General features: G+C 54.8%; 23 protein-coding genes. 16 read left to right on the forward strand and 7 right to left on the reverse strand.

Features of this window, described 5'->3' with window-relative positions; all coding sequences use genetic code 11:
- Positions 1-259: 259 nt before the first annotated feature.
- The 5 genes from CX651_RS16005 to CX651_RS16025 all read left to right on the forward strand — a co-directional run bounded on the left by CX651_RS16005 (position 260) and on the right by CX651_RS16025 (position 3,737).
- Positions 260-1,519 carry an SAM-dependent methyltransferase gene (locus CX651_RS16005; RefSeq protein ID WP_101056848.1) on the forward strand — a complete coding sequence of 420 codons (1,260 nt, stop codon included), beginning with the start codon at positions 260-262 and terminating at the stop codon, positions 1,517-1,519.
- A 3-nt stretch (positions 1,520-1,522) separates the two neighbouring features.
- A complete protein-coding gene (locus tag CX651_RS16010; protein WP_101056849.1) occupies positions 1,523-2,113 on the forward strand; it encodes a DUF2878 domain-containing protein in 591 nt (196 codons plus the stop codon).
- Positions 2,114-2,158: 45 nt separating this feature from the next.
- Positions 2,159-2,851, forward strand: a complete 693-nt coding sequence (locus tag CX651_RS16015; protein WP_101056850.1) for a chalcone isomerase family protein — start codon at positions 2,159-2,161, stop codon at positions 2,849-2,851.
- Positions 2,845-3,399 carry a DUF3833 domain-containing protein gene (locus CX651_RS16020; protein WP_226684482.1) on the forward strand — a complete coding sequence of 185 codons (555 nt, stop codon included), beginning with the start codon at positions 2,845-2,847 and terminating at the stop codon, positions 3,397-3,399. The genes CX651_RS16015 and CX651_RS16020 overlap by 7 nt, the downstream gene beginning before the upstream one ends.
- 107 nt (positions 3,400-3,506) lie before the next feature.
- Positions 3,507-3,737: a hypothetical protein gene (locus CX651_RS16025; RefSeq protein WP_101056851.1), complete on the forward strand. Its 231-nt coding sequence runs from the start codon at positions 3,507-3,509 to the stop codon at positions 3,735-3,737.
- Here CX651_RS16025 and CX651_RS16030 read toward each other — a convergent pair whose 3' ends face one another.
- A complete protein-coding gene (locus CX651_RS16030) occupies positions 3,738-4,079 on the reverse strand; it encodes a DUF3634 family protein (RefSeq protein WP_039034306.1) in 342 nt (113 codons plus the stop codon).
- Between the two features lie 208 nt (positions 4,080-4,287).
- Here CX651_RS16030 and CX651_RS16035 point away from each other — a divergent pair, with 208 nt between their 5' ends.
- Entirely contained in the window at positions 4,288-4,470 is a 183-nt protein-coding gene (locus CX651_RS16035; RefSeq protein ID WP_100144163.1) for a hypothetical protein, read from the forward strand.
- Positions 4,471-4,601: 131 nt separating this feature from the next.
- Here the strand turns inward: CX651_RS16035 and CX651_RS16040 are convergent, their stop codons facing one another.
- The 4 genes from CX651_RS16040 to CX651_RS16055 form a co-directional block, all read right to left on the reverse strand.
- On the reverse strand, positions 4,602-5,324 hold the full coding sequence (locus CX651_RS16040) for a TorF family putative porin (RefSeq protein WP_373296848.1): 723 nt from the start codon (positions 5,322-5,324) through the stop codon (positions 4,602-4,604).
- Between the two features lie 119 nt (positions 5,325-5,443).
- On the reverse strand, positions 5,444-5,806 hold the full coding sequence (locus CX651_RS16045; protein ID WP_101056852.1) for a cupin domain-containing protein: 363 nt from the start codon (positions 5,804-5,806) through the stop codon (positions 5,444-5,446).
- An 18-nt stretch (positions 5,807-5,824) separates the two neighbouring features.
- A complete protein-coding gene (locus tag CX651_RS16050) occupies positions 5,825-7,309 on the reverse strand; it encodes a CoA-acylating methylmalonate-semialdehyde dehydrogenase (RefSeq protein WP_101056853.1) in 1,485 nt (494 codons plus the stop codon).
- A 16-nt stretch (positions 7,310-7,325) separates the two neighbouring features.
- Positions 7,326-8,663 carry an aspartate aminotransferase family protein gene (locus tag CX651_RS16055; RefSeq protein ID WP_101056854.1) on the reverse strand — a complete coding sequence of 446 codons (1,338 nt, stop codon included), beginning with the start codon at positions 8,661-8,663 and terminating at the stop codon, positions 7,326-7,328.
- 255 nt (positions 8,664-8,918) lie between these two features.
- Between CX651_RS16055 and CX651_RS16060 the strand changes: the two genes are divergently transcribed.
- The gene (locus tag CX651_RS16060; protein WP_101056855.1) at positions 8,919-10,415 is read left to right on the forward strand and encodes an aldehyde dehydrogenase; all 1,497 of its coding nucleotides are present in this window, start codon (positions 8,919-8,921) and stop codon (positions 10,413-10,415) included.
- Between the two features lie 54 nt (positions 10,416-10,469).
- Here CX651_RS16060 and CX651_RS16065 read toward each other — a convergent pair whose 3' ends face one another.
- Together CX651_RS16065 and CX651_RS16070 are read right to left on the reverse strand one after the other, a co-directional pair.
- Positions 10,470-10,691: a hypothetical protein gene (locus tag CX651_RS16065; RefSeq protein WP_146226015.1), complete on the reverse strand. Its 222-nt coding sequence runs from the start codon at positions 10,689-10,691 to the stop codon at positions 10,470-10,472.
- A 72-nt stretch (positions 10,692-10,763) separates the two neighbouring features.
- The gene (locus CX651_RS16070) at positions 10,764-12,071 is read right to left on the reverse strand and encodes an NAD(P)/FAD-dependent oxidoreductase (RefSeq protein WP_101056867.1); all 1,308 of its coding nucleotides are present in this window, start codon (positions 12,069-12,071) and stop codon (positions 10,764-10,766) included.
- Between the two features lie 209 nt (positions 12,072-12,280).
- Between CX651_RS16070 and CX651_RS16075 the strand changes: the two genes are divergently transcribed.
- The 9 genes from CX651_RS16075 to CX651_RS16115 all read left to right on the forward strand — a co-directional run bounded on the left by CX651_RS16075 (position 12,281) and on the right by CX651_RS16115 (position 22,370).
- A complete protein-coding gene (locus CX651_RS16075) occupies positions 12,281-12,829 on the forward strand; it encodes a cupin domain-containing protein (RefSeq protein ID WP_028780691.1) in 549 nt (182 codons plus the stop codon).
- A gap of 369 nt (positions 12,830-13,198) precedes the next feature.
- A complete protein-coding gene (locus CX651_RS16080) occupies positions 13,199-13,963 on the forward strand; it encodes a gamma-glutamyl-gamma-aminobutyrate hydrolase family protein (RefSeq protein WP_101056857.1) in 765 nt (254 codons plus the stop codon).
- Between the two features lies 1 nt (position 13,964).
- Positions 13,965-15,314, forward strand: a complete 1,350-nt coding sequence (locus tag CX651_RS16085) for a glutamine synthetase family protein (RefSeq protein ID WP_028780689.1) — start codon at positions 13,965-13,967, stop codon at positions 15,312-15,314.
- 10 nt (positions 15,315-15,324) lie between these two features.
- Positions 15,325-16,698: an aspartate aminotransferase family protein gene (locus tag CX651_RS16090; RefSeq protein ID WP_101056858.1), complete on the forward strand. Its 1,374-nt coding sequence runs from the start codon at positions 15,325-15,327 to the stop codon at positions 16,696-16,698.
- A gap of 155 nt (positions 16,699-16,853) precedes the next feature.
- Positions 16,854-17,951: a polyamine ABC transporter substrate-binding protein gene (locus tag CX651_RS16095; protein WP_101056859.1), complete on the forward strand. Its 1,098-nt coding sequence runs from the start codon at positions 16,854-16,856 to the stop codon at positions 17,949-17,951.
- 118 nt (positions 17,952-18,069) lie between these two features.
- Complete coding sequence (gene potA / locus CX651_RS16100; protein ID WP_025009894.1) at positions 18,070-19,206, forward strand: polyamine ABC transporter ATP-binding protein; 1,137 nt, start codon at positions 18,070-18,072, stop codon at positions 19,204-19,206.
- Entirely contained in the window at positions 19,203-20,102 is a 900-nt protein-coding gene (locus CX651_RS16105) for an ABC transporter permease subunit (protein ID WP_101056860.1), read from the forward strand. The genes potA and CX651_RS16105 overlap by 4 nt, the downstream gene beginning before the upstream one ends.
- The gene (locus CX651_RS16110) at positions 20,099-20,914 is read left to right on the forward strand and encodes an ABC transporter permease subunit (RefSeq protein ID WP_101056861.1); all 816 of its coding nucleotides are present in this window, start codon (positions 20,099-20,101) and stop codon (positions 20,912-20,914) included. The genes CX651_RS16105 and CX651_RS16110 overlap by 4 nt, the downstream gene beginning before the upstream one ends.
- A 169-nt stretch (positions 20,915-21,083) precedes the next feature.
- On the forward strand, positions 21,084-22,370 hold the full coding sequence (locus tag CX651_RS16115) for an NAD(P)/FAD-dependent oxidoreductase (RefSeq protein WP_025009897.1): 1,287 nt from the start codon (positions 21,084-21,086) through the stop codon (positions 22,368-22,370).
- Positions 22,371-22,402 lie beyond the last annotated feature (32 nt).

The following is a 22,402-nucleotide window of genomic DNA, read 5'->3' on the forward strand; positions in this document are numbered from 1 at the left end:
AGGCGTGGTTCGCAGCAAATGGCCTTAGTCCTTTGCAAGAAGCACAACACAGCAGGCAGGTCTGTAAGCCACGCCCTTCGGGGCTTTCACAGCAACCGGCTCTCTGCGTTATCCGACTTCGACAGGCCCCGGCATGCCTTCAGTCAGATGCCTTGAACGCCAATTGCTGTGCAAGCCAGAGTGCCACGAGGACTTATTTGCACCTTCCCTAAAGGTTTGGAAATTTCCCCGAGTGTGACAGCAAACATTGGAGAATGAGATGGAAAACACAGTAGCCAAGAACAGACAGCAGCTGGCCGCCAGCGGCAAGAGCCTATGGGCCAGAGTCATGCAACAGGCCTTGAATGCCTTGGAGGGCGGTTGTCTTAAACTGCAACTGGGCAGTGAGCAGTGGACCTTCGGCCCGCTCGACACAGACCTGGTCGCCATAATTCGTATTCACGATGAGCGCTTTTTTCGCCAGGTGATTCTGGGCGGCTCTATCGGCGCCGGTGAAGCCTATATTCAGGGGCACTGGTCCAGTCCGGATGTTACCGCAGTGGTGCGGCTGTTTGCCCGTAATCTGCCGCTGCTGGATAAGATAGAGCAGCGGTTTTCCTGGTTTTCCAACACAGTTAGCCGGGTGAAACATCTGCTGCGCCGAAACTCAAAGGCCGGTTCAAAGCGCAATATTCTGGCGCACTATGATCTGGGCAACCCCTTGTATCAGGCATTTCTCGACCCTGAGCTGCTCTATTCAAGCGCCGTCTATCCCCATGAACAGGCGCAGTTGGATGAGGCGCAGCAGTATAAGCTGCAACTGATTTGCGAGCGGCTGGATCTGCAGCCCGGGATGAGTCTTTTGGAAATAGGTACCGGTTGGGGCGCCCTGGCTATCTATGCCGCCAAACACTATGACGTCAAGGTAACCACTACCACGATTTCCGATGCCCAGTACCAATATGCCAGTGAACGGGTTGCCGCCGAAGGACTGAGTGAGCGCATTACCCTGTTGCGGCAGGATTATCGCCAGCTCAGCGGCCAGTATGACCGTTTGGTCTCGATAGAGATGATAGAGGCAGTGGGCCACGATTATCTGCCGGGATTTTTTGCCGGCCTGGATGCCCTGCTCAAGCCGAGCGGCAAGCTGTTACTGCAGGCGATCACCATTAAAGATCAGCGCTATGACAGCTACCGCAAAGGGGTGGATTTTATTCAGCGCTATATTTTCCCCGGCGGCTGCCTGCCATCTGTCACCGAGATGACGCGCCACTTGCAGCGGCAAACCTCCATGACCCTCTGGTCGTTGGATGATATTGGTCTCGACTATGCCCGCACCCTGAATGACTGGCATGCCAACTTCGATGACGCCAGGGAGCGGGTGCGTGAACTCGGTTATGGTGAGGACTTTGTGCGTATGTGGAAGTTTTACCTGAGTTACTGCGAAGGTGGTTTTCTTGAGCGCACCATAAGCACAGTGCAACTGACTGCGGTCAAGGACGGCTATCGTCCGCTGAGCTCAAGGCAAATCGCAGGTTAGGCCATGAAACTTTCATCGCCTTGGTTTTTTCTGCTGCTCAACGCCATCGTTTTCCAGTTGGGCTGGTGGTTTTTGATCCTGTTTGCCAATCAGGCGCTGGTGTTTGCTCTCTTGTTGCTTTGTGCCCAGTTGCTGCTTGTCAATCCGGGCTACCGCTCCGCCCTCATGGCCGAGAATGCCCAGGATCAGCACTGCCAACTGGCAGCGCAAAGCGTAAAGCGTACCGGATGCAGTATGAAAGCATTCAACGCCGTACTGATGCCTGCTGTCATTGGCATAGTTTTGGACGCCATGCTGCACCTTGGCGGAGTATTTGAGTTTGACAGCCCCTCGCGACTTTTACCCTTGTGGCTCTGCTGTCTTTGGGGGCATTTTGCCGCGACCTTGGGGGTGAGTCTGGCCTGGCTCAGGGACTTGCCTAAATGGCAGCAGGCACTCTTTGGTGCTGTGGGGGGCGCAGGCAGTTACCTGGCGGCATTCAGGTTGGAGGCCGTGGCTTGGCCCCTGGGGCAATCGGTTACTTTTAGCTTGTTGATAATCATCTGGTCGCTGCTGCTGCCACTGTTAAGTTATTGCAACCTTAAGCTTGAATAGGGTAAAAATCCCCCAACTACAGGATTTCTCTGACGGAGACCGGCAATGAAACGATTCATCAAGGGTGTAAACAAGGGAGCAAAGCAAGTCGGTAAGCTGCATAAAGCAGGCTTTGCCGGGCTGATGATACTGCTTGGCCTGCCCTCTCAGGCCTGGGCCGACAATTTACAGATTCAAGCACAGACTCAAGCACAGCAGGCTCAAGCGCTGAGCCAAGAGCAGACTCCTGAGCCCAAAGCTGCCCAGGTCGAGCCATCCAAGGCGGAGCTTGCCAGCTTTCGGGAAGTGGGCCGCGGTGAAATGGACTGGTGGTTTATAACCCTTTATCGGGCCAGGTTGCTGACGCCGGATGGTAGTTACCAGCCCAATAGCTTCCCGCAACAGCTGGAAATTCAGTATTACCGGGATATACCCGCTTCGCGACTCCTTGAGGCCACCAAACACCAGTGGTTGCACCTGGGATACGACAGAGAGCAGATATCTGCCTGGTTGGCGCTGCTTGAAGAGATCTGGCCGGATGTGGAGCAAGGGGATAGATTGAGCTTTGTGGCAAGCGGGCCGCAGCGAGGGCATTTTCTGTTCAACGACAAGCCGTTAGCCGCGATTGTTATAGATGAGAGCGCTTCGAGCGAGCATAAGCGTTTTGCTGATGCCTTTTTGGCGATTTGGTTGTCAGAGCGCAGCAGTCGGCCGCAACTGAGAGCCCAGTTGATAGGAGAGCAGGCATGCAAATGTTAATCAGCAGGTTTATCAGTTTCACCAAGGTTTGGATGTTACTTCTGATGCTTGGACTGAGCGGTTGCGGCAGTGTCGATATTCATGACTATAGCGCCAGCGAACCTAAGTTGGATCTGCAGCAGTTCTTTAACGGGGAGTTGCAGGCTTCCGGTATGGTGCAAGATTACAGCGGCCAGGTGGTGCGCCGTTTCAATGTGCGGATGACGGGCAGTTGGCAGGGGAATCAAGGTGTGTTGCAGGAATGGTTTGAGTATGACGATGGTGAGCTTGCCGAGCGAACCTGGCAGATTACCAAGCTTGCCGATGGCCGCTACCAGGGCAGAGCCGCGGATATTCTGGGGGTGGCAGAAGGGCAAGCAGAGGGTTTTGCCCTGCGCTGGCGCTACGACATGCTGCTAAAGCTTGATAGCAACGAGTATCAGGTACATTTTGACGACTGGATGTATCAAACGGCGCCGGACACCATAATCAACCGCAGCGAGATCCGCAAATGGGGCCTGACAGTGGGGGAGGTGACTCTGGTGATCCGTAGGTTGGAAGACAAGTAACAGAGCTGGTCATTAATGGTACGCCATGACTAACGCTGAGCCTCAGCCTAAGTTAAGCTTAGCTCTGTTTTAATAACAACCGTCTCTCAACACAGGTTTCAATATTGATGAACAACAAGTCTTTGCTACTGCCTTGGGTTTCGATGGGCTTACTGGCACTGGTATCGCTCGGCGGCTGCTCGAATGGTATCGATTTCAGTTTTGAAGCGCCCGAGGAGGAGCGGGTGAATCCCAATCTCCCCGCCGAAGATCCCATGGCACAGGATAACCAGAGGATCATAGATGATGCGCGCCGGGAAGGGAAAATCGACCCTCAAGTGTTCCCCGGGCAGCGCTGATCAGCCCAGTTGTTTACTGTTGTCGCTCTGCTTACGGTCATAGTATTCGAAGGGAAACAGGTTGCGCAGACGCTGAATATTGGCATCTCCGGCGTTGGCGCTGATATGCAGCCGCACTTCACCGCTGCGCTCGGCGCGCACTGTGCAGGTGAGTTTCTCTTTCTTGACCAGGGCGCGGCATTCACGTTCAAACTTCTCCGGGATTTTGCCCTTGTGCGAGGTCATACGACCGTCCTTGAAATGCATTTCAAATATTGTCATTCCTTTCTTGTTACTGAAAACCAGTTTGTAGATAAGCACTAACGCCAGGGCGATAAAGAGTATTTTTAACATAGTAGCCATAGTGAGACTCCTTGTTTCAGCAAGAGTAAATATTGCTATCCAGATGTGATCTTATATCTTCAGTTATACCTGCAAGCAGCGGCGTTTGACAGTGCACCCAGGGTGGATTTTTGTGATAAGGCTAGAAGGACTGGCAAATTGGCAAACCTTGGTTATTATTTGTTCAGTAACACCTGTTTTACCACAAACCAAGATCAAGGATGAAGCCATGTACCTTTCCAATGCCGAGCGCTGGGCGCAAATCTGTGACAGACAAGTGGAACTGATGGCAAAGCTCAGCGAGCAGTTTCCCGAGCGGCGAGAGCAACTGCAACACCTCACCCATAGCTGGCAAGACGTCAAACATCAGGTGCGCCGGGGCGATACCCCCCACGTACCGCCACTGCGTTGAGAACTGAATCAATTTATAAAAAAGAGCCGCTCAGGGAGCGGCTCTGTTACTTTTGGTTGGTGGGAGGAAGATGGGGGGCTTGCCCGTGCAGGTCTGTCCTATGGCTTGCCTGGGCACAGCAATTTTGCTGCTTAGAAAGCGTAGCTGACACTCGCCAGCACAGTGCCGTCATTCTGGAAGGTGCCACTGCTTATCTCGGCATCCGAATCTATATCTGTGTCCAACCAGGCCAGAGACAAACCAAAACCGGCAATCTCAGTCGAGACACCTATGGAGTAATCCAGATATTTACCCATATCGTCATCGGGCGCATCGCCGAAGTTGTAACCCAGGTGCAGATCCAGGCTCCAGTTTTCGGCAAACTCATAACTATAGTTCAGCTCGGCATAGTGGTAGTCCAGATCTGAGCCCGAATAGTCATTGGTGTACCAGTAGGCAGCCCTAAAATCGCTGAACTCGAGACCGAAAGAGATTTCGTTGTAGTCCTGGGAGACATTGTCGCCCGGGTACATATAGCGCAGCAGGGTAATGTCATAGGCCAGGTTGTCGTTGATTTCACCGGCGTAACCCAGGTAGACATCCAGTTCGAAATCGGCACCCACCTGATCCTCTTTGGGAGTACCATCTTCATCGAATTCCACATTACTGGCCCAGGCCCCGACGAAGAAACCCGAGTCGTGACTCCAGTCCAGACTAGCTTGCACGGCAAAGTCACCGGCAGTTTGTGACACGCCTCTAAAGCGGTAGTCATTGGTCACGGCTATCTCGCCGCTGATTTCGGCCATGGCAGAGGTTGAGGTTATGGCGCCGCCAAGCAGCAGTGCCCATAGCAGAGGGTTGGTTCTTCTTATCACTGGGTTCACAAGCATTTCTCCCTTCTTTGGTTTGCCGGCCCCGTCCGGAAATATTCCGGCGCGGCCTGGTTTATGCCAAACAACAGCAGCTATGCTGAGACCTCATGGCGGTTTTGTTTTTATCTGTTGGATTCAAACACCACATAGAGCTTGCGGCAGGGAACCGTTACCTGCCAACTGCCGCGAAACCCGGCCGGGATAACAAACCTGTCGCCCGGACCAACTTCGAGACGATTTCCCTGTTCATCGCTGATGACACTGTTACCCTCGAGGATTTCGCAATACTCGTGCTCAGTGTAGTTAACTTTCCAAGTGCCTGTTTCGCTTTGCCAAATTCCGGTATGAAACTGCTCACAGGGGCTGGAGTAATGGTTCTCCAGTCGTTGGCGCGGCGCGCCCTGCAGACGCTTTTCCTCGGTGATGGAGTATTCACTTACCTCGGGAGTATTGCGCGCCAGTACTCTGATATTGTTGATGTGCATCAGGCTCTCCCTCTCTCCCTATTTCATGGTCGGCATGATGAAATCGGCACTCAGCTGTTTGGGCCAGCGGGCGGTAACGGCTTTGCGCCGGGTGTAGAAGCGAACTCCATCCGGGCCGTGCATATGCAGTGGGCCAAACAGCGAGCGTTTCCAACCGCCGAAACTGTGAAATGCCATGGGCACAGGGATAGGCACATTGACCCCCACCATGCCGACTTGCACCGAGTGGCAAAAGTCGCGCGCCAGCTCGCCACTCTGGGTAAAGATGGCGGTGCCGTTGCCGAACTCATGTTGATTGATAAGAGCCAGCGCCGAGTCATAGTCGGCCACCCTGACTATGCAAAGCACTGGGCCGAAGATCTCTTCCCGGTAAATCTGCATCTCAGGGGTGACGCCATCGAACAGGGTCGCACCGAGAAAGAAACCTTCGCTGTCTGCCAAGGTATTGCGGCCATCGACCAGGCAAACGGCGCCCTGCTGTATACCGCTGTCTATATAGCTGCAGACCTTGTCCAGATGCGCGCGGGAGATAAGCGGCCCCATTTCCATACCCGGCTCCAGGCCGTTACCTACCTTGAGCGCGGCTATCTTGGGTTGCAGTTTTTCTATCAGGGCATCGGCCACATCAGCAACCGCCAGTACCACGGAAATAGCCATACAGCGCTCACCGGCAGAGCCATAGGCCGCGCCCATCAAGGCGTTGCTGGCCAGTTCCAGATCGGCATCCGGCATCAGCAGCATGTGGTTCTTGGCGCCGCCGAGTGCCTGCACCCGCTTGCCGTGGGCCGATGCCTTACTGTAGATGTACTCGGCCACAGGCGTAGAACCGACAAAGGAGATGGCCTGAACATCCTGATGGCAGAGCAGGGTATCTACCGCCAGCTTGTCGCCGTTGATAACATTGAAAACCCCATCCGGCAGCCCGGCCTGGGTCAGCAGCTCGGCAATTCTGAGTACCGGCGCCGGATTCTTTTCCGATGGCTTCATCACAAAGGTATTGCCGCAGGCGATGGCAATCGGGAACATCCACATGGGAACCATCACAGGGAAATTGAACGGCGAAATGCCGGCAACCACCCCGAGCGGTTGATTGATGCTCCAGGCATCGACGCCAGTGCCAACCTGCTCGGTGTGTTCTCCCTTGAGAAGATGGGGAATGCCGCAGGCAAACTCCACCACTTCCAGTCCTCGAACCAACTCGCCCCTTGCATCCTCAAGCACTTTGCCGTGTTGCAGGCAGATAAGCTCGGCCAGCTCATCCATGTGGGCTTCTACCAGGGCTTTGAAGCGAAACAGCACCCGCGCCCGGTTAAGGGGCGATACCTTTGACCAAGCATCAAAAGCCTGTTTGGCCGAGTCTATTGCCCGCTCTGTATCTGCCTGGGAGGCGAGGGCGACTCTGGCTTGCTCTTTGCCGTTGGCCGGGTTGAAAATCGGCAGTGAAGCCTGTGCCCGGCTGCCATCTGTTTCATGTCCATCTATATAGTGGCTGTAAATACGCATAACTATCCTGTGTGCTTCAGTCGACGGTTTGGATGGCGTCGGCCAGGGTGGAAATCAGTTGATCTATTTGGAACTCTTCCACTATCAGCGGCGGAGAGAGGGCTATGATGTCGGCGGTGGCCCGTACCAGCGCACCTTGCCAGAAACAGCGCTCGAAAATCTGATAGCCGCGTTTGCCGACACCTTGCGGGCTGGGGGCCAGCTGAATGCCACCCACCAGGCCGGTATTGCGAATATCGATGACATTGGGCAGCCCCTTGAGACTGTGCAGCGCCTGCTCAAAATAGGGCGCCAGCGCTGTAGTGCGTTCAAACAGCTTTTCGTCACGGTAGATATCCAGGGTGGCCAGTGCCGCCGCGGCCGCAACCGGATGCCCCGAATAGGTATAGCCGTGAAAGAACTCGATCATCGCCTCGGGGCCCTGCATACAGGCATCGTGAATCGCTTGCTGCACAAACACCGCGCCCATGGGGATGGCGCCATTGTTGAGCGCCTTGGCCGTGGTCATTATGTCCGGAGTCACATCCCAGTGGTTGCTGGCAAAAGCGCCGCCCACCCGGCCAAAACCTGTGATTACCTCATCGAATATCAGCAAGATGCCGTATTTTTGAGTGATCTCCCGAAGGCGCTTGAGATAGCCCTTGGGTGGCAATATTACCCCGGCCGAGCCTGACATGGGCTCGACGATAACGGCGGCGATATTCTCTGCGCCATGCAGGGCAATCAGCCCCTCGAGCGCCTCGGCCTTGTCGGCGCCATGCTCGGGCAAGCCGCGGCTGAAGGCGTTGGCTTTCATATCCAGAGTGTGGGGCAGGTGATCGATGCCGCCGAGGAGTTGCGGGCTGAAACCTTTACGGTTATTGCCAATTCCGCCCACTGAAATACCGCCAAACCCCACACCGTGATAGCCCAGCTCACGGCCGATAAAACGGCTGCGGCTCGGCTCGCCATTGGCTCTGTGGTAACACAGCGCCAGCTTGAGTGCGGTGTCGACCGACTCTGAGCCCGAGTTGGTAAAGAAGATACGGTTCATGCCGGGCGGGGCGATTTCACTGAGGCGCTCGGCCAACTCGAATGCCAACGGATGACCCATCTGAAAGCTGGGGGCATAGTCCATTTCGCGGATCTGACGGCTGACCGCCTCGCTGATCTCCGCCCGGCCATGGCCGGCATTACAGCACCAAAGACCTGCGGTGCCGTCCAGCACCTGACGGCCATCGACATCCCGGTAATACATGCCTTCGGCCGAAGCCAGTAGCCTGGGAGTCTGCTTGAATTGACGGTTGGCACTGAAAGGCATCCAGTAATGCTCGAGATTGCCCTGTGTTTTCGCCTGTTGTTTTAGCTCTGCCATAAGCATTAACCTTAGTGTTGCGGGCTTGTTAATGGTGATTGATATTTCGCTATGCTATGTCAGAAATAATGAACATGGAAGGCCTGTGTGCAATTATTTATGCCAAAAAATCTATTTTTGTAAAATATATTGAATTTATGCCGTGCTCGAGGCTAATCTGGAGCGACCCGAATAACTGGCGATGGCTGCACGAGTTGGCCGCGATAGGCCTACTGAGGTAGTGGAATGCCCGCTTGCAAGCAGATGAGAGGATTTATGAGTACACCGCAAACCCGTCAGCAATGGCAGCAGTTGGCCGCGCAATTGCAGATCTGTGGCCAGGCCTTTATCCATGGAGAGTATTGTGCAGCCGTATCCGGCGAGACCTTCGATTGCATCAGCCCTGTGGATGGCAACAAGCTTGCCGCCGTAGCCAGTTGCGATCTGGCCGATGCCGAGGCGGCGGTGGCCAGTGCCAGAGCCAGTTTTGAATCCGGAGTCTGGTCGCGAATGGCGCCGGTAGAGCGCAAAAAGGTGATGATACGCTTTGCCGATTTGCTGGAGGCGCATAGCAATGAGCTGGCCTTGCTGGAAACCCTGGATATGGGCAAGCCTATCCGTTTTTCCAAGTCGGTGGATGTGACCAATGCCGCCAGGGCCTTGCGTTGGTCCGGCGAAGCGGTTGACAAGATTTACGACGAAATAGCACCCACCGCTGACAATGAAATCGGCATGATCACCCGTGAGCCTGTCGGGGTAGTGGCCGCGATTGTGCCATGGAACTTCCCCCTGTTGATGGCCTGCTGGAAACTGGGGCCGGCGCTGGCCAGCGGTAACTCTGTTATCCTCAAACCCTCGGAAAAATCCCCTCTGACGGCGATTCGTATGGCTGCCATTGCCTTGGAAGCCGGGATCCCGCCCGGAGTGCTCAATGTATTGCCCGGTTTTGGCCATACCGTTGGCAAGGCGCTGGCGCTGCATATGGATGTCGATACCCTGGTGTTTACCGGCTCCACCAAGATAGCTAAGCAACTGATGGTCTACGCCGGTCAGTCCAATATGAAACGTGTGTGGTTGGAGGCCGGTGGCAAGAGCCCGCACATAGTCTTTAACGATTGCCCGGATCTCAAGGCGGCGGCGCAGGCGGCAGCTTCGGCCATCGCCTTCAACCAGGGCGAAGTTTGCACCGCAGGTTCGCGCCTGCTGGTGGAATCCGGGGTCAAGGAGCAACTGATAGCGCTCATTATCGACGAACTCAAATCCTGGCAGCCGGGGCATCCGCTGGATCCGGATACCGTCAGTGGCGCGGTGGTGGATCAGCAGCAACTGCAGACTATTCTCGGTTATATCGAGGCGGGTAAGCAGCAAGGTGCTGTGCTGGCCTGTGGCGGCGAGCAACTCATGGCTGAAACCGGTGGCGTTTATGTGGCGCCGACTCTGTTTCGTGAAGTGAATAACCAGATGAGTATCGCCCGCGAGGAGATCTTCGGTCCTGTACTGAGTGTGATTGAATTTGAGGGAATGGAGCAGGCGATAGCCATAGGCAACGATAGCATCTATGGCCTGGCGGCCGGTGTGTGGACTTCTGATCTCAGCAAGGCCCACAGAACCGCCAAGGCGCTGAGAAGCGGTATGGTGTGGATCAATCATTATGACGGCGGCGATATGACGGCGCCCTTCGGTGGTTATAAGCAGTCGGGTAACGGCCGCGATAAGTCACTACATGCTTTTGATAAATACACAGAGATTAAGGCGACCTGGATAGCCATTTAATCGGTTTGCTGTAATAGACAATCCCCCTGCATTACGGGGGGAAAGAGGCTAAGTTCAGGGCTTGAGATGTTCACGCACAGGTTCAAACAGCGCATCGAGCAGCACTTGAGTGCGGTTATCTTCGACTCGCAGCTCCAGCCAGCCGTCACTGCCGAGAATTTCAAGCTGCCTGCACACGAGTTTCGGCGGTGAGGCTTGCAGTTCCCCCTTGAGGCGAAAAATCCCCTGTGGCGTATGAATGCGGCTGATATCGAAGCGAGTATTCACGACTGCCACAACGCCTTTGCTGTACTTATTTTCAAAATGGCTCCCTACTCAACATACACTGGTCTTCAAAACAGGCCTTGTTCAGAATAGATCCTTGAATCTATGGTACAGCATGCCCGCCGCCAGAATGGGCGAGCGCAGCACCGGGCCACCCGGGAAGGTCATATGCTCTATTGAGGCAAAGATATCGAAGCGCTCAGCCTGCTGACTGATAGCTTCTGCCAGCAGACGCCCCGCCATATGGGTGGCATTGACGCCATGCCCGGCATAGGCCTGGGCGAAATAGATGTTGGGGCTATCCGGCAACCTGCCTATCTGCGGCATACGATTGGCGCCTATCCCTATCATGCCACCCCACTGATAATCTATTTTCACGCCCTTGAGCGCCGGGAAGACTCTTTCCATATTGGGCCTGAGCGCGGCGCAAATGTCCTTGGGATCTCTGCCCGAGTAGTTGCACAGTCCGCCAAATAACAGACGGTTGTCGGCCGACAGATGAAAATAGTCCAGTGCTATGCTCATATCGGCGAAGGCCATATTCTGCGGAATAATGTCAGCGCAGAGTGCTTGCGACAGGGGCTCGGTCGCCAGCAGATAACTGCCGGCCGGTAGCACTTTGCCGCCGATGTGAGGTTCGAGTTTGGCACCTATATAGGCGTTGCCGGCCAAAATCAGATAGCGACAACGGACTTCGCCGCCCTCAGTCCTGACCCGTATCAGCTCGCCCTTGATGATTTCGGTGGCGGCGCTGTCTTCATAGATGTTAACCCCCAGGCTTCGGGCTGCACGGGCCTCGCCGAGGGCCAGATTCAAAGGGTGCAGATGGCCGCTGCCCATGTCGCTGAGCGCGCCGAGATAACGCTCAGAGCCTATGACTTCCGGCAACTGCTCCTTGGACAACAGCTTGAGCTTATGTGGGTAGTTAAGTTGCTCAAGCTCGGTAAGCTCCAGCTCAAGCTCCTGCATATGTCTTGGTTTCAGCGCCAGATCGCAGTAGCCCCAGCGCAGATCGCAATCGATTTGGTATTGCGCGATCCGTTGCCGGACAATATCGACGGCTTCAAAACCCATCTGCTTGATAGCCAGCACACCTTCTTTACCTATACTCGGCTCAAACTGTTCAATATTATGGCCAATACCGCGGATCAACTCCCCGCCATTACGCCCTGAGGCGCCCCAGCCCACTTTTTTGGCTTCCAGTATGGTGACCCCAAAGCCTCGTTCAGCCAGTTCTATGGCACTGTTGAGGCCGCTGAAACCGGCGCCTATTACGCAGACATCTGTCTCCAATGACTCTTCCAGCCTGGGATGCTGAAACAATTCTTTGGCGGTCGCATGGTAAAAAGAGGCGGGATAGTTGTCACTGTGAATGGGGGACTGGATTGGCATCATGGCTCCGTTCTTGTTATAAGTTTGGACTCGGCTGGTTACACCTGACGGTCGTCGCACTCTTGCCTTCAAAGTGTTCGTTTTATTTAACATGCTTTTGTCATATAATACAAAACAATTTCACCGGGACCCTGGTTGCCCTTGTGCAGAAGCCGCTGCCGACCGTGTCCTGTAACCGCCTGATAAGAGATTTTTGGGGGATTTGCGATTTGGATATAGGTGCCAGCCTCAAGGCTGTTAGAAAGATGAAAGGCCTGTCCCAGCGTGAGCTGGCTAAACGCGCCGGGGTGACCAACAGCACCATCTCTATGATAGAGAAAAACAGTGTCAGCCCTTCAGTCAGTTCACTCAAGAAAGTGCTTTCGGGGATCCCCATGTCGCTGGTGGAGTTTTTCTCCATAGGTGAAAACGGCACTACCGAGCAAAAAGTGGTGTATCGCTCCAATGAGCTTTTGGACATAGGCACTGGGCCGCTGGAGTTCAAGCTTATTGGTCGGGATTACCCCAACCGTGCCATGTCTGTGATGTCAGAGACTTATCCCCCGGGCGCCGATACGGGTGAAGAGATGCTGCGCCACGAAGGGGAAGAAGCGGCGCTGGTGATCACCGGTCGCTTTGAACTGACGGTCGGTGAAGAGGTGTTTATTCTGGAGGCCGGTGACAGTTACTATTTCAATAGCGAACAACCACACAGGTTTCGCAACCCTTTTGATGAACCCTGTCATCTGGTCAGTGCCACCACTCCTGCCAACTTTTGATCTTCCATTTCCTCAGCTGATTGCGATTTGCTGCCCGTAAATTCACTTCGGGCAGCATATTTGCCTGAAAGTGTAAATAATATCGACCGTATAACCCCGTGTGCACCGAATTGGTGCCCGCTGAACCAGTGTGATGCAAAGCCAACTTTTTGCTTTGTTCAAGCTTATTTACACCTATCTCAAACACAAGGTGTTTTTAAATATTCATTTAAAAATAGAGGCTTAAATGATTTCAGCTTGGCGCTGCGTTTAACAGGATATTAACCTCTTGCCTGTGCGAAAAAATCCGTGTAGTGTGTGAAAAAATGAACATTTGCTTTAGTGAATGTTCAAAACTGAGACCTGGATTTGAGTGTTTTGGGGTGAGATATGGCACAGGCAGCAATGGCGTTGGTGGGTGTAACCGCATGCAATGAGCAGTTGGGGCTGCATCCTTTCAATATTGTTGGCGAGAAATACCTCTTGGGCGTGGTCGAAGGTGCCGGAGCCTGGCCCCTGGTGATCCCGGCATTGGGGGCCGATATCCCGATAGCACAACTGCTCGAACGTCTGGACGGCATATTGTTTACCGGCTCCCCCTCCAATGTTGAACCTCATCATTACCAAGGCCCGGCCAGCGAGCCGGGCACCCACTATGATCCCAAGCGGGATGACACTACCTTGCCTTTAATTCGCGCTGCCATAGAGGCCGGAGTGCCGGTACTCGGGATCTGCCGCGGCTTTCAGGAAATGAATGTGGCTTACGGCGGCAGTTTGCACCAGAAGCTCTATGAAGTGGGTGGTTTTATTGAACACAGAGAAGACAAGAGCGCGCCGCTGGAGGTGCAGTATGGCTTGTCCCACGAGGTCAGCATAGAACCTGGAGGGATGCTTTTCGACGCCTGGGGCCGTAGCCATGCGATGGTTAATTCCGTCCATACTCAGGGCGTGGAGCGCCTGGGTCAGGGGTTGCGGCCTGAAGCGCATGCTCCAGATGGTCTGATTGAAGCCTTCTCTGTCACCGACGCCAAGGCATTCGCCTTGGGAGTGCAGTGGCATCCGGAATGGCAGGTCAGAAATAACCCCTTCTACAGCGCAATTTTTAAGGCCTTTGGGGAGGCTTGCAGTCTTAGGGCGCAACAGCGGAATAAATAATATGAATAAGCTTGAAGCCTTCTTAAAAGAACAAAAAATAACCGAAGTTGAATGTGTTATCTGCGATATGACAGGTATCGCCCGCGGTAAAATTGCCCCGGTAGACAAGTTTATCGATGAAAAGGGCATGCGGCTGCCCGAGAGTGTGCTGCTGCAAACCGTGACCGGCGATTATGTCGATGATGAGGCCTACTATGGCCTGCTCAACAGCGCCGATATCGACTTTGTCTGCGTGCCCGATGAAAACGCGGTCTTTATGTTGCCCTGGACCTTGGAGGCCACTGCTCAGGTGATCCACGATACCTATGACAAGATGGGCAATCCGCTGGAGCTGTCGCCGCGCAACGTATTGAAAAAAGTGCTCAAGCTCTATGAAGACAAGGGCTGGGAGCCGGTGATTGCCCCCGAGATGGAGTTTTATCTCACCAGTCGCAGTGACGATCCCGATCTGCCACTCAAGCCCCCGGTTGGTCGTTCCGGCCGCGCCGAATCCGGACGTCAGTCCTTCTCCATTGATGCCGCCAATGAGTATGACCCCCTGTTTGAGGATATGTACGACTGGTGTGAGGCGCAGGAGCTGGATATCGATACCCTGATCCACGAGGAAGGCACGGCGCAGATGGAGATCAACTTTAGCCACGGTAATCCACTGGCGCTGGCGGATCAGGTGTTTGTGTTCAAACGCACCCTGAGAGAGGCCGCCCTCAAGCACGGCGTCTGCGCCACCTTTATGGCCAAGCCTGTGACCAATGAGCCAGGCAGCGCCATGCACCTGCATCAGAGCGTTATCGACAAGGAAACCGGCAAGAATATCTTCACCCGCGAAGATGGCACCATGAGCCAGAACTTCCTCAGTTATATCGGCGGGCTGCAGCGCTTTATGCCGGAATTTCTGCCGTTGATGGCGCCCAACGTCAATTCATTCCGCCGCTTCCTGCCGGGCACCTCGGCGCCGGTCAATCTGGAGTGGGGCGAGGAGAATCGCACCTGTGGCCTGAGGATCCCCGAGTCTTCACCGCAAAATCGCCGCATTGAAAACCGTATCCCGGGGGCCGATGCCAACGCCTATCTGGCCATTGCCGCCAGCTTGTTGTGCGGCTATTTGGGAATCGTTGAAGATGTGAAACCTTCGACGCCGGTGCAGGGCCGGGCCAACGAAGACCGCTCGGGGATCTCTTTGCCGCAGACGCTGGAAGAGGCGATGGCCATGATGGAAGAGAGCCAATATTGCCGTAAATATCTGGGGGAAGACTTCACCACAGGTTTTGTTGCGGTCAAGCGCGCCGAGCTTGAGAATTTTCGCCGGGTGGTGAGTTCCTGGGAGCGGGAATTCCTGCTGCTGACTGTCTAAGGAGGGAGAGATGAAATCACAACAGACCCAAGGCTGGCAGGCCAAGGACCATGCCCACCACTTGCATCCCTTTACCGATCCCAAGGCGTTGAAACAGGCCGGCGGGCGGGTGATTACCCGCGCCGATGGCGTCTATATCTGGGATTCACAGGGCAATCAAATTCTCGATGGCATGGCCGGACTCTGGTGCGTCAACATGGGCTATGGCCTGCGTTCCATCGCCGATGTGGCGGCGCATCAGTTGCTGGAACTGCCTTACTACAACAGCTTCTTTCAGTGCAGCCACCCGCCGGCGATTGAACTGGCCGCCGAGATAGCCGCGCTGGCACCACCTCATATGAACAAGGTGTTTTTTACCGGCTCTGGTTCAGAGGCCAATGACACCAACTTGCGCCTGGTGCGTCATTACTGGGACATCCAGGGCAAGCCGGAGAAGAAAACCATTATCTCGCGCCACAATGCCTATCACGGTTCCACAGTTGCCGGTGCCAGTCTTGGTGGCATGAGCGGTATGCATGCCCAGGGCGATCTGCCCATTCCAGGCATAGTCCACATCGCCCAACCTTACTGGTATGGCGAAGGCCAGGGACTGTCTGCCGAAGAGTTTGGCATTCGCTGTGCCCGCGAGCTTGAAAGCAAGATCCTCGAGCTGGGTGAAGACAAGGTGGCGGCCTTTATTGCCGAGCCTATTCAGGGCGCCGGCGGCGTGATAGTCCCGCCGGACAGCTATTGGCCGGAGATCAAAAAGATCCTCGCCAAGTACGACATATTGTTCATCCTCGATGAAGTGATCACCGGCTTTGGCCGCACCGGCTGTTACTTTGCCGCCGAGTATTACGATCTTGAGCCGGATCTGATCACCATAGCCAAGGGGATGACTTCGGGCTACGCCCCCATGGGCGGGGTGATAGTGTCGGATAAAGTCGCCGATGCGCTGGATAAGGGCGGTGAATTTGCCCACGGCTACACTTATTCGGGCCATCCACTCAGTGCCGCGGTGGCACTGGAAAACTTACGCCTGATGAAGCAGCAAAACATAGTCGCCAAAGTGGCCGAGGAAACCGCGCCTTATCTGCAGCAGCGGCTGCGGCAAGTCTTGGCCCAGCATCCGCTGGTGGGCGAGGTGCGCGGCGTTGGCATGGTGGCCGCGCTGGAACTGGTCGCCGATAAGGCAAGTCATCAGCGCTTTGCTGCCGAGCTTGGGGTAGGCACTCAGTGCCGGGAGCATTCCATCGCCAGTGGCTTGGTGATGCGGGCGGTGGGAGACACTATGATCATCGCGCCACCCCTGGTGATAACCCAGGATCAAATCGATGAGTTGGTAACAAAGGCGAAACAAGCGCTCGATATGACCTACGCAGATGTACAAAAGTCGAACGACTAAGATTGCCTGCCATTGGCGGTAAGGGCATGATATACCTTGCTGCCAAGGCGCCGATGCGGGTTTTAGGGAGTAGCATTGGTGACACTAATAACAATGACAATAAGTTAACAATTGAAGGCGGGTTACAACCGCTGCTACCCGTAAAAGGAGAGAGCATGAAGCTATTGACCAAAGTAACGTCTGTGGCACTGTTGGGAGGCCTTGCGGCCGCTGCCACGGCCCAGGCCGAAGAAGTCGTCCGGGTGTATAACTGGAGTGACTATATCGCCGAAGATACCCTGGCAAACTTCCAGAAGGAAACCGGGATCCGGGTGATCTATGACGTATTTGACAGCAACGAAGTGGTTGAAGCCAAACTGCTTTCCGGCCGCTCCGGTTATGACATTGTCGTGCCTTCGAACAACTTTCTTGCCAAGCAGATCAAGGCCGGGGCCTTTAAGCCTCTGGATAAAAGCAAGCTGAGCAACTATCAGAATCTGGATCCCCAGTTGATGAAACAGCTGGAGAAGGCCGATCCGGGCAATCAGTATGCCGTGCCTTACCTCTGGGGCACCAACGGCATAGGCTATAACGTCGCCAAGGTAAAAGAGCTGCTGGGAGACGATGCTCCCACAGATTCGCTCGAACTGATGTTCAACCCCAAGTATGCCCAGAAGCTGTCATCCTGCGGCATGTCCATGCTGGACTCGGCCGATGATATGGTGCCGCAGGCGCTGATCTATCTGGGATTGGATCCCAACAGTACCAAGGCGGCCGACTTTGACAAGGCCGGTGAAGTGCTGGCCAAGATACGGCCTTATATCACCTATTTCCACTCATCACGCTATATCTCGGATCTGGCCAATGGTGATATCTGTGTCGCCTTCGGTTTCTCCGGCGATATCCTCCAGGCGGCTACCCGCGCCGATGAGGCCGGTAACGGCAACAAGATCGCCTATGCCATTCCCAAGGAAGGCGCCAACCTCTGGTTCGATATGTTGGCCATCCCTGCCGACGCCGGCAATGTCGACAATGCGCTGACCTTTATCAACTATCTGCTCAGGCCGGAAGTGATAGCCCCCATCTCCAACTATGTTTCCTACGCCAACCCCAATGTGCCGGCGCAGAAACTGGTGGATGAGTCTATCCGCAACGATCCCGGCATCTATCCACCACAGGCAACTCTGGACAACCTGTATGTGGGGGAAATTCGTCCACTCAAGGCCCAGCGGGCCCTGACCCGGGTTTGGACCAAGGTTAAATCCGGCCAATAACAATAACTCAGGGGCCAGATTCCCCTTCATTGCCTGATTGCGTAGTACAGGCAAACTTTACTCGTTCCACCAGCGGCGGCCGCTGAGCCGCCCATTTGGTATTTTGCGGAGAAGTATTATGGCAATCACCTCGGGCATTCCTGTCAAACCCAATAATAAAACCCAGGATGAAGTGCTGCTCAAAATCGAGCGGGTCAGCAAGCTCTTTGACGATGTTCGCGCCGTGGATGATGTGTCGCTGACCATCAATAAGGGCGAGATCTTTGCCTTGCTCGGCGGCTCAGGTTCAGGCAAGTCGACTCTTTTGAGAATGTTGGCCGGTTTTGAAAAGCCTACCGAAGGACGCATTTTTCTCGATGGTCAGGACATTACCCACCTGCCGCCCTATGAACGCCCCATCAATATGATGTTCCAATCCTACGCCCTGTTTCCTCATATGACGGTGGCGCAGAATATCGCCTTCGGTCTCAAGCAGGACAAGTTACCCAAGGCTGAAATCGAGCAGCGGGTGCAGGAGATGCTCAAGCTGGTGCATATGGAAAAATATGCCCGCCGCAAGCCGCATCAACTCTCCGGCGGTCAGCGCCAGCGGGTGGCGTTGGCCCGTTCTTTGGCCAAGCGGCCGAAACTCCTGTTGCTTGACGAGCCCATGGGAGCGCTGGATAAAAAACTGCGGACCCAGATGCAGCTGGAGGTGGTGGAAATTCTCGAGCGGGTAGGGGTGACCTGCGTCATGGTTACCCATGATCAGGAAGAAGCCATGACCATGGCCGAGCGGATTGCCATCATGAGCGATGGCTGGATAGCCCAGACCGGCTCGCCTATGGATATCTATGAAAGCCCCAACAGCCGGATGATTGCCGAGTTTATCGGCACAGTGAATCTGTTTGAAGGGGAGATCACCGCCGATGAGGTGGACCATGTGATCATTCAGTCCGAGAGCCTGAACCAGGCGTTTTACGTGGGTTATGGGGTGTCTACCAGTGTCGAGGACAAGCATGTCTGGTTGGCGGTCAGGCCGGAAAAAACCCTGATAAGCCGCGAGCAGCCCGAAGAGCAATACAACTGGGCCAAGGGCATAGTCCACGATATCGCCTATCTCGGTGGTTTCTCCGTGTATTACATTCGCCTTGGCAATGGTCAGATAGTCCAGTGCAGCATGACCAACCGTGAACGCCGCGCCGATCACCCCACCTGGGATGATGAAGTCTATATCAGCTGGGAGGACACCAGTGGCGTGGTGTTAAGATCATGAAGAAGCTCAAGTTACGATTCAAAGGCCGCCACCTGACCATAGGCTTTCCCTATCTGTGGTTGCTGCTGTTTTTCGCGCTGCCGTTCGCCATAGTACTGAAGATAAGCTTTTCCACCGCGGCGATTGCCATTCCGCCCTATGAGCCAAGTTTTCAGTATGCCGACGAAGTGTTGCAGGTATTTATCAACCTGAGCAACTATCTGTTGCTGCTCAGCGACTCCATGTACTACTCGGCCTATCTCAACTCGCTCAAGATGGCGCTGGTTTCCACCCTGGGTTGTCTGCTGCTGGGGTATCCCATGGCCTATGCCATTGCCCGGGCGCCGGCCAGGTTGCAGACAGTGCTGCTATTGTTGGTGATGTTGCCGTCCTGGACCTCATTTCTTATTCGGGTCTACGCCTGGATGGGGATTTTGAGTAACACAGGGCTTATCAATAACCTGCTGCTGGGGCTTGGGATTGTTGATGAGCCGCTGCAGATGCTCAATACCAATTTGGCGGTGTATATCGGCATCATCTATGCGTATCTGCCCTTTATGATATTGCCGCTGTACGCCACCTTGGTGAAGCTGGATGTCAGCCTGCTGGAAGCCGCGGCGGATCTCGGCTCCCGCAGTCTCAATACCTTCTGGAAAGTGACGCTGCCCCTGTCCAAGAGCGGCGTCATTGCCGGCTCCATGCTGGTGTTTATTCCGGCCGTGGGGGAGTTTGTGATCCCCGAGCTGCTCGGCGGGCCGGACTCGCTGATGATAGGTAAGGTGCTGTGGCAGGAGTTCTTCAACAACCGTGACTGGCCGGTGGCTTCGTCGCTGGCGATAGTGATGCTGGTGCTGCTGATTGTGCCCATCACCCTGTTCCATCGCTATCAGAGCCGCAGTCTGGAGAAAGAGATATGAAGAAGCTGAGTTTCTCGACCCTGATGTTATGGATTGGGCTGGTGTTTCTGTATGCCCCCATGTTTATTCTGATTTTCTACTCTTTCAACGCCTCCAAACTGGTAACTGTCTGGGGTGGCTTTTCCGCCAAGTGGTACGCCGAGCTGTTTGCCGATCAGCAGATACTGGATGCGGTCTGGACCAGTTTGCAAATCGCCTTCTACAGCTCGACCATGGCGGTGATCATAGGCACTATGGCGGCCTTTGTGATGACACGCTTTCATCGCTCCTGGGCCAAGCTGACGCTGTCGAACATGATTACGGCGCCCTTGGTTATGCCCGAGGTGATCACGGGTCTGTCGCTGATGCTGCTGTTTGTGCATATGTCGGATCTGCTCGGCTGGCCGGCTGAGCGGGGCAGGATGACAGTCTGGATTGCCCATTCCACCTTCTGCGCCGCCTATGTGGCCGTGGTGGTGTCATCGCGCCTCAGGGAGCTGGATCTCTCTATTGAAGAGGCGGCAATGGATCTGGGGGCGACACCGCTGAAGACCTTCTTTCTGATAACTGTGCCCATGATAGCCCCGGCGCTGATGGCGGGTTGGCTGTTGTCGTTCAGCCTGTCGCTGGACGATCTGGTGATTGCCAGCTTCGCCTCGGGACCTGGCGCCACTACACTGCCTATGGTGGTGTTTTCCTCGGTGCGGCTCGGGGTGTCCCCCAAGATCAACGCACTGGCGACCCTGATCATTCTGGTGGTATCCCTGATCGCTTTCCTGTCTTGGTATCTGGCGCGCCGCGCCGAACGCCGCAGCAGACAAACAGAGGAATAACAATTAGGTAGGCGGTTGGCTGTGACAGCCACCGCCGCTATTTTTCTTATGTGTTTTAAATTTTGAACAATTTGTGTTTTATAATGCGTTTTCTACTGGTTTTAGTCGATTTAACTGTGTAGGATGATGCAAGTGTTAAAAATAACAAACATAAAAGGCTGGATTAACCATGACTGCCACTGCCCACACCTCCTCTTATTATGCCGATTCGGCCAATGACACCCGTGAACGCAACAGCTTAAGCGAGGTGCTGGAAACCGATGTCTGTGTGATTGGGGCCGGTTATACCGGGCTTAGCTCGGCGCTGCACCTGTTGGAGGCCGGTTTCAAGGTGGTGGTATTGGAAGCGGCCAGAGTGGGCTGGGGCGCCTCGGGCCGCAACGGTGGCCAGATAGTCAACAGCTACAGCCGCGATCTCGATGTGATAGAGAGCACTGTCGGTAAGGCGCAGGCCAAGCTCTTTGGCGAAATGGCCTTCGAGGGCGGCCGCATCATCCGCGAACGCATCGAAAAATACCAGATAGATTGTGACCTCAAAAACGGTGGGGTATTTGCTGCCATCAACCGCAAACAGATGGGGCATCTGCAGCAGCAAAAAGCCCTCTGGGAGCGATATGGCCACACAGAACAGCTGCAGTTGTTGGATGATGCCGGCATTCGCCAGGTGGTCAATACAGACCGTTATATCGGCGGCTTGCTGGACAAGAGTGGTGGCCATATCCATCCGCTGAACCTGGCGCTGGGTGAGGCGAGGGCGGTGGAATCTCTCGGTGGAAAAATTTTTGAGGATTCGGCCGTAGTACGTATCGACGAAGGGGAGTACCCTATAGTACATACCGCCAATGGCCAGGTTAAGGCCAGGTTTGTGGTGGTGGCAGGAAATGCCTATCTTGGCAAACTGCTGCCCCAGCTTGCTGCCAAATCCATGCCTTGCGGTACCCAGGTAATCACGACAGAACCCTTGGGTGAAGAGTTGGCCCACAGTCTGTTGCCGCAGGACTACTGCGTCGAGGACTGTAACTATCTGCTGGATTATTTCCGCCTGTCGGCCGACAAACGCCTGATCTATGGTGGCGGTGTAGTGTACGGCGCCCGAGATCCGGAGAATATCAAAGCGATTATCCTGCCCAAACTGCTCAAGACCTTCCCCCAATTGAAAGGGGTCCGTATCGACTACACCTGGACAGGCAACTTTCTGCTGACACTCTCCCGTTTGCCTCAGGTCGGCAGGATTGGCAGCAACATCTATTACTCCCAGGGCTGCAGTGGTCATGGGGTGACTTATACCCACCTGGCGGGCAAGTTGATTGCCGAGGTGCTGACCGGACAGGCGGAGCGTTTCGATGCCTTTGCCAGCCTGCCCCATTATCCATTTCCCGGCGGACATGCCCTGCGAGTCCCCTTTTCTGCGCTCGGCGCCTGGTATTACAGCCTGAGGGACAAACTGGGTATTTGATGCCTATCCGTACAAGGGCGCTTGGCGCCCAT

It is taken from the genome of Shewanella chilikensis (assembly GCF_002836945.1).
Taxonomy (GTDB): domain Bacteria; phylum Pseudomonadota; class Gammaproteobacteria; order Enterobacterales; family Shewanellaceae; genus Shewanella; species Shewanella chilikensis.

Bases quoted from the DNA above. Each gene is read 5' to 3' on its own strand.
- CX651_RS16045 (WP_101056852.1), bottom strand. From the start codon at position 5,806: ATGCACATCAACAATATCAGAGTACTGGCGCGCAATACTCCCGAGGTA.
- CX651_RS16050 (WP_101056853.1), bottom strand. From the start codon at position 7,309: ATGCGTATTTACAGCCACTATATAGATGGACATGAAACAGATGGCAGC.
- CX651_RS16110 (WP_101056861.1), top strand. From the start codon at position 20,099: ATGAAGAAGCTGAGTTTCTCGACCCTGATGTTATGGATTGGGCTGGTG.
- CX651_RS16020 (WP_226684482.1), top strand. From the start codon at position 2,845: ATGTTAATCAGCAGGTTTATCAGTTTCACCAAGGTTTGGATGTTACTT.
- potA (WP_025009894.1), top strand. From the start codon at position 18,070: ATGGCAATCACCTCGGGCATTCCTGTCAAACCCAATAATAAAACCCAG.
- CX651_RS16105 (WP_101056860.1), top strand. From the start codon at position 19,203: ATGAAGAAGCTCAAGTTACGATTCAAAGGCCGCCACCTGACCATAGGC.
- CX651_RS16085 (WP_028780689.1), top strand. From the start codon at position 13,965: ATGAATAAGCTTGAAGCCTTCTTAAAAGAACAAAAAATAACCGAAGTT.
- CX651_RS16015 (WP_101056850.1), top strand. From the start codon at position 2,159: ATGAAACGATTCATCAAGGGTGTAAACAAGGGAGCAAAGCAAGTCGGT.
- CX651_RS16070 (WP_101056867.1), bottom strand. From the start codon at position 12,071: ATGCCAATCCAGTCCCCCATTCACAGTGACAACTATCCCGCCTCTTTT.
- CX651_RS16080 (WP_101056857.1), top strand. From the start codon at position 13,199: ATGGCACAGGCAGCAATGGCGTTGGTGGGTGTAACCGCATGCAATGAG.
- CX651_RS16055 (WP_101056854.1), bottom strand. From the start codon at position 8,663: ATGGCAGAGCTAAAACAACAGGCGAAAACACAGGGCAATCTCGAGCAT.
- CX651_RS16025 (WP_101056851.1), top strand. From the start codon at position 3,507: ATGAACAACAAGTCTTTGCTACTGCCTTGGGTTTCGATGGGCTTACTG.
- CX651_RS16095 (WP_101056859.1), top strand. From the start codon at position 16,854: ATGAAGCTATTGACCAAAGTAACGTCTGTGGCACTGTTGGGAGGCCTT.
- CX651_RS16115 (WP_025009897.1), top strand. From the start codon at position 21,084: ATGACTGCCACTGCCCACACCTCCTCTTATTATGCCGATTCGGCCAAT.
- CX651_RS16060 (WP_101056855.1), top strand. From the start codon at position 8,919: ATGAGTACACCGCAAACCCGTCAGCAATGGCAGCAGTTGGCCGCGCAA.
- CX651_RS16010 (WP_101056849.1), top strand. From the start codon at position 1,523: ATGAAACTTTCATCGCCTTGGTTTTTTCTGCTGCTCAACGCCATCGTT.
- CX651_RS16030 (WP_039034306.1), bottom strand. From the start codon at position 4,079: ATGGCTACTATGTTAAAAATACTCTTTATCGCCCTGGCGTTAGTGCTT.
- CX651_RS16090 (WP_101056858.1), top strand. From the start codon at position 15,325: ATGAAATCACAACAGACCCAAGGCTGGCAGGCCAAGGACCATGCCCAC.
- CX651_RS16035 (WP_100144163.1), top strand. From the start codon at position 4,288: ATGTACCTTTCCAATGCCGAGCGCTGGGCGCAAATCTGTGACAGACAA.
- CX651_RS16005 (WP_101056848.1), top strand. From the start codon at position 260: ATGGAAAACACAGTAGCCAAGAACAGACAGCAGCTGGCCGCCAGCGGC.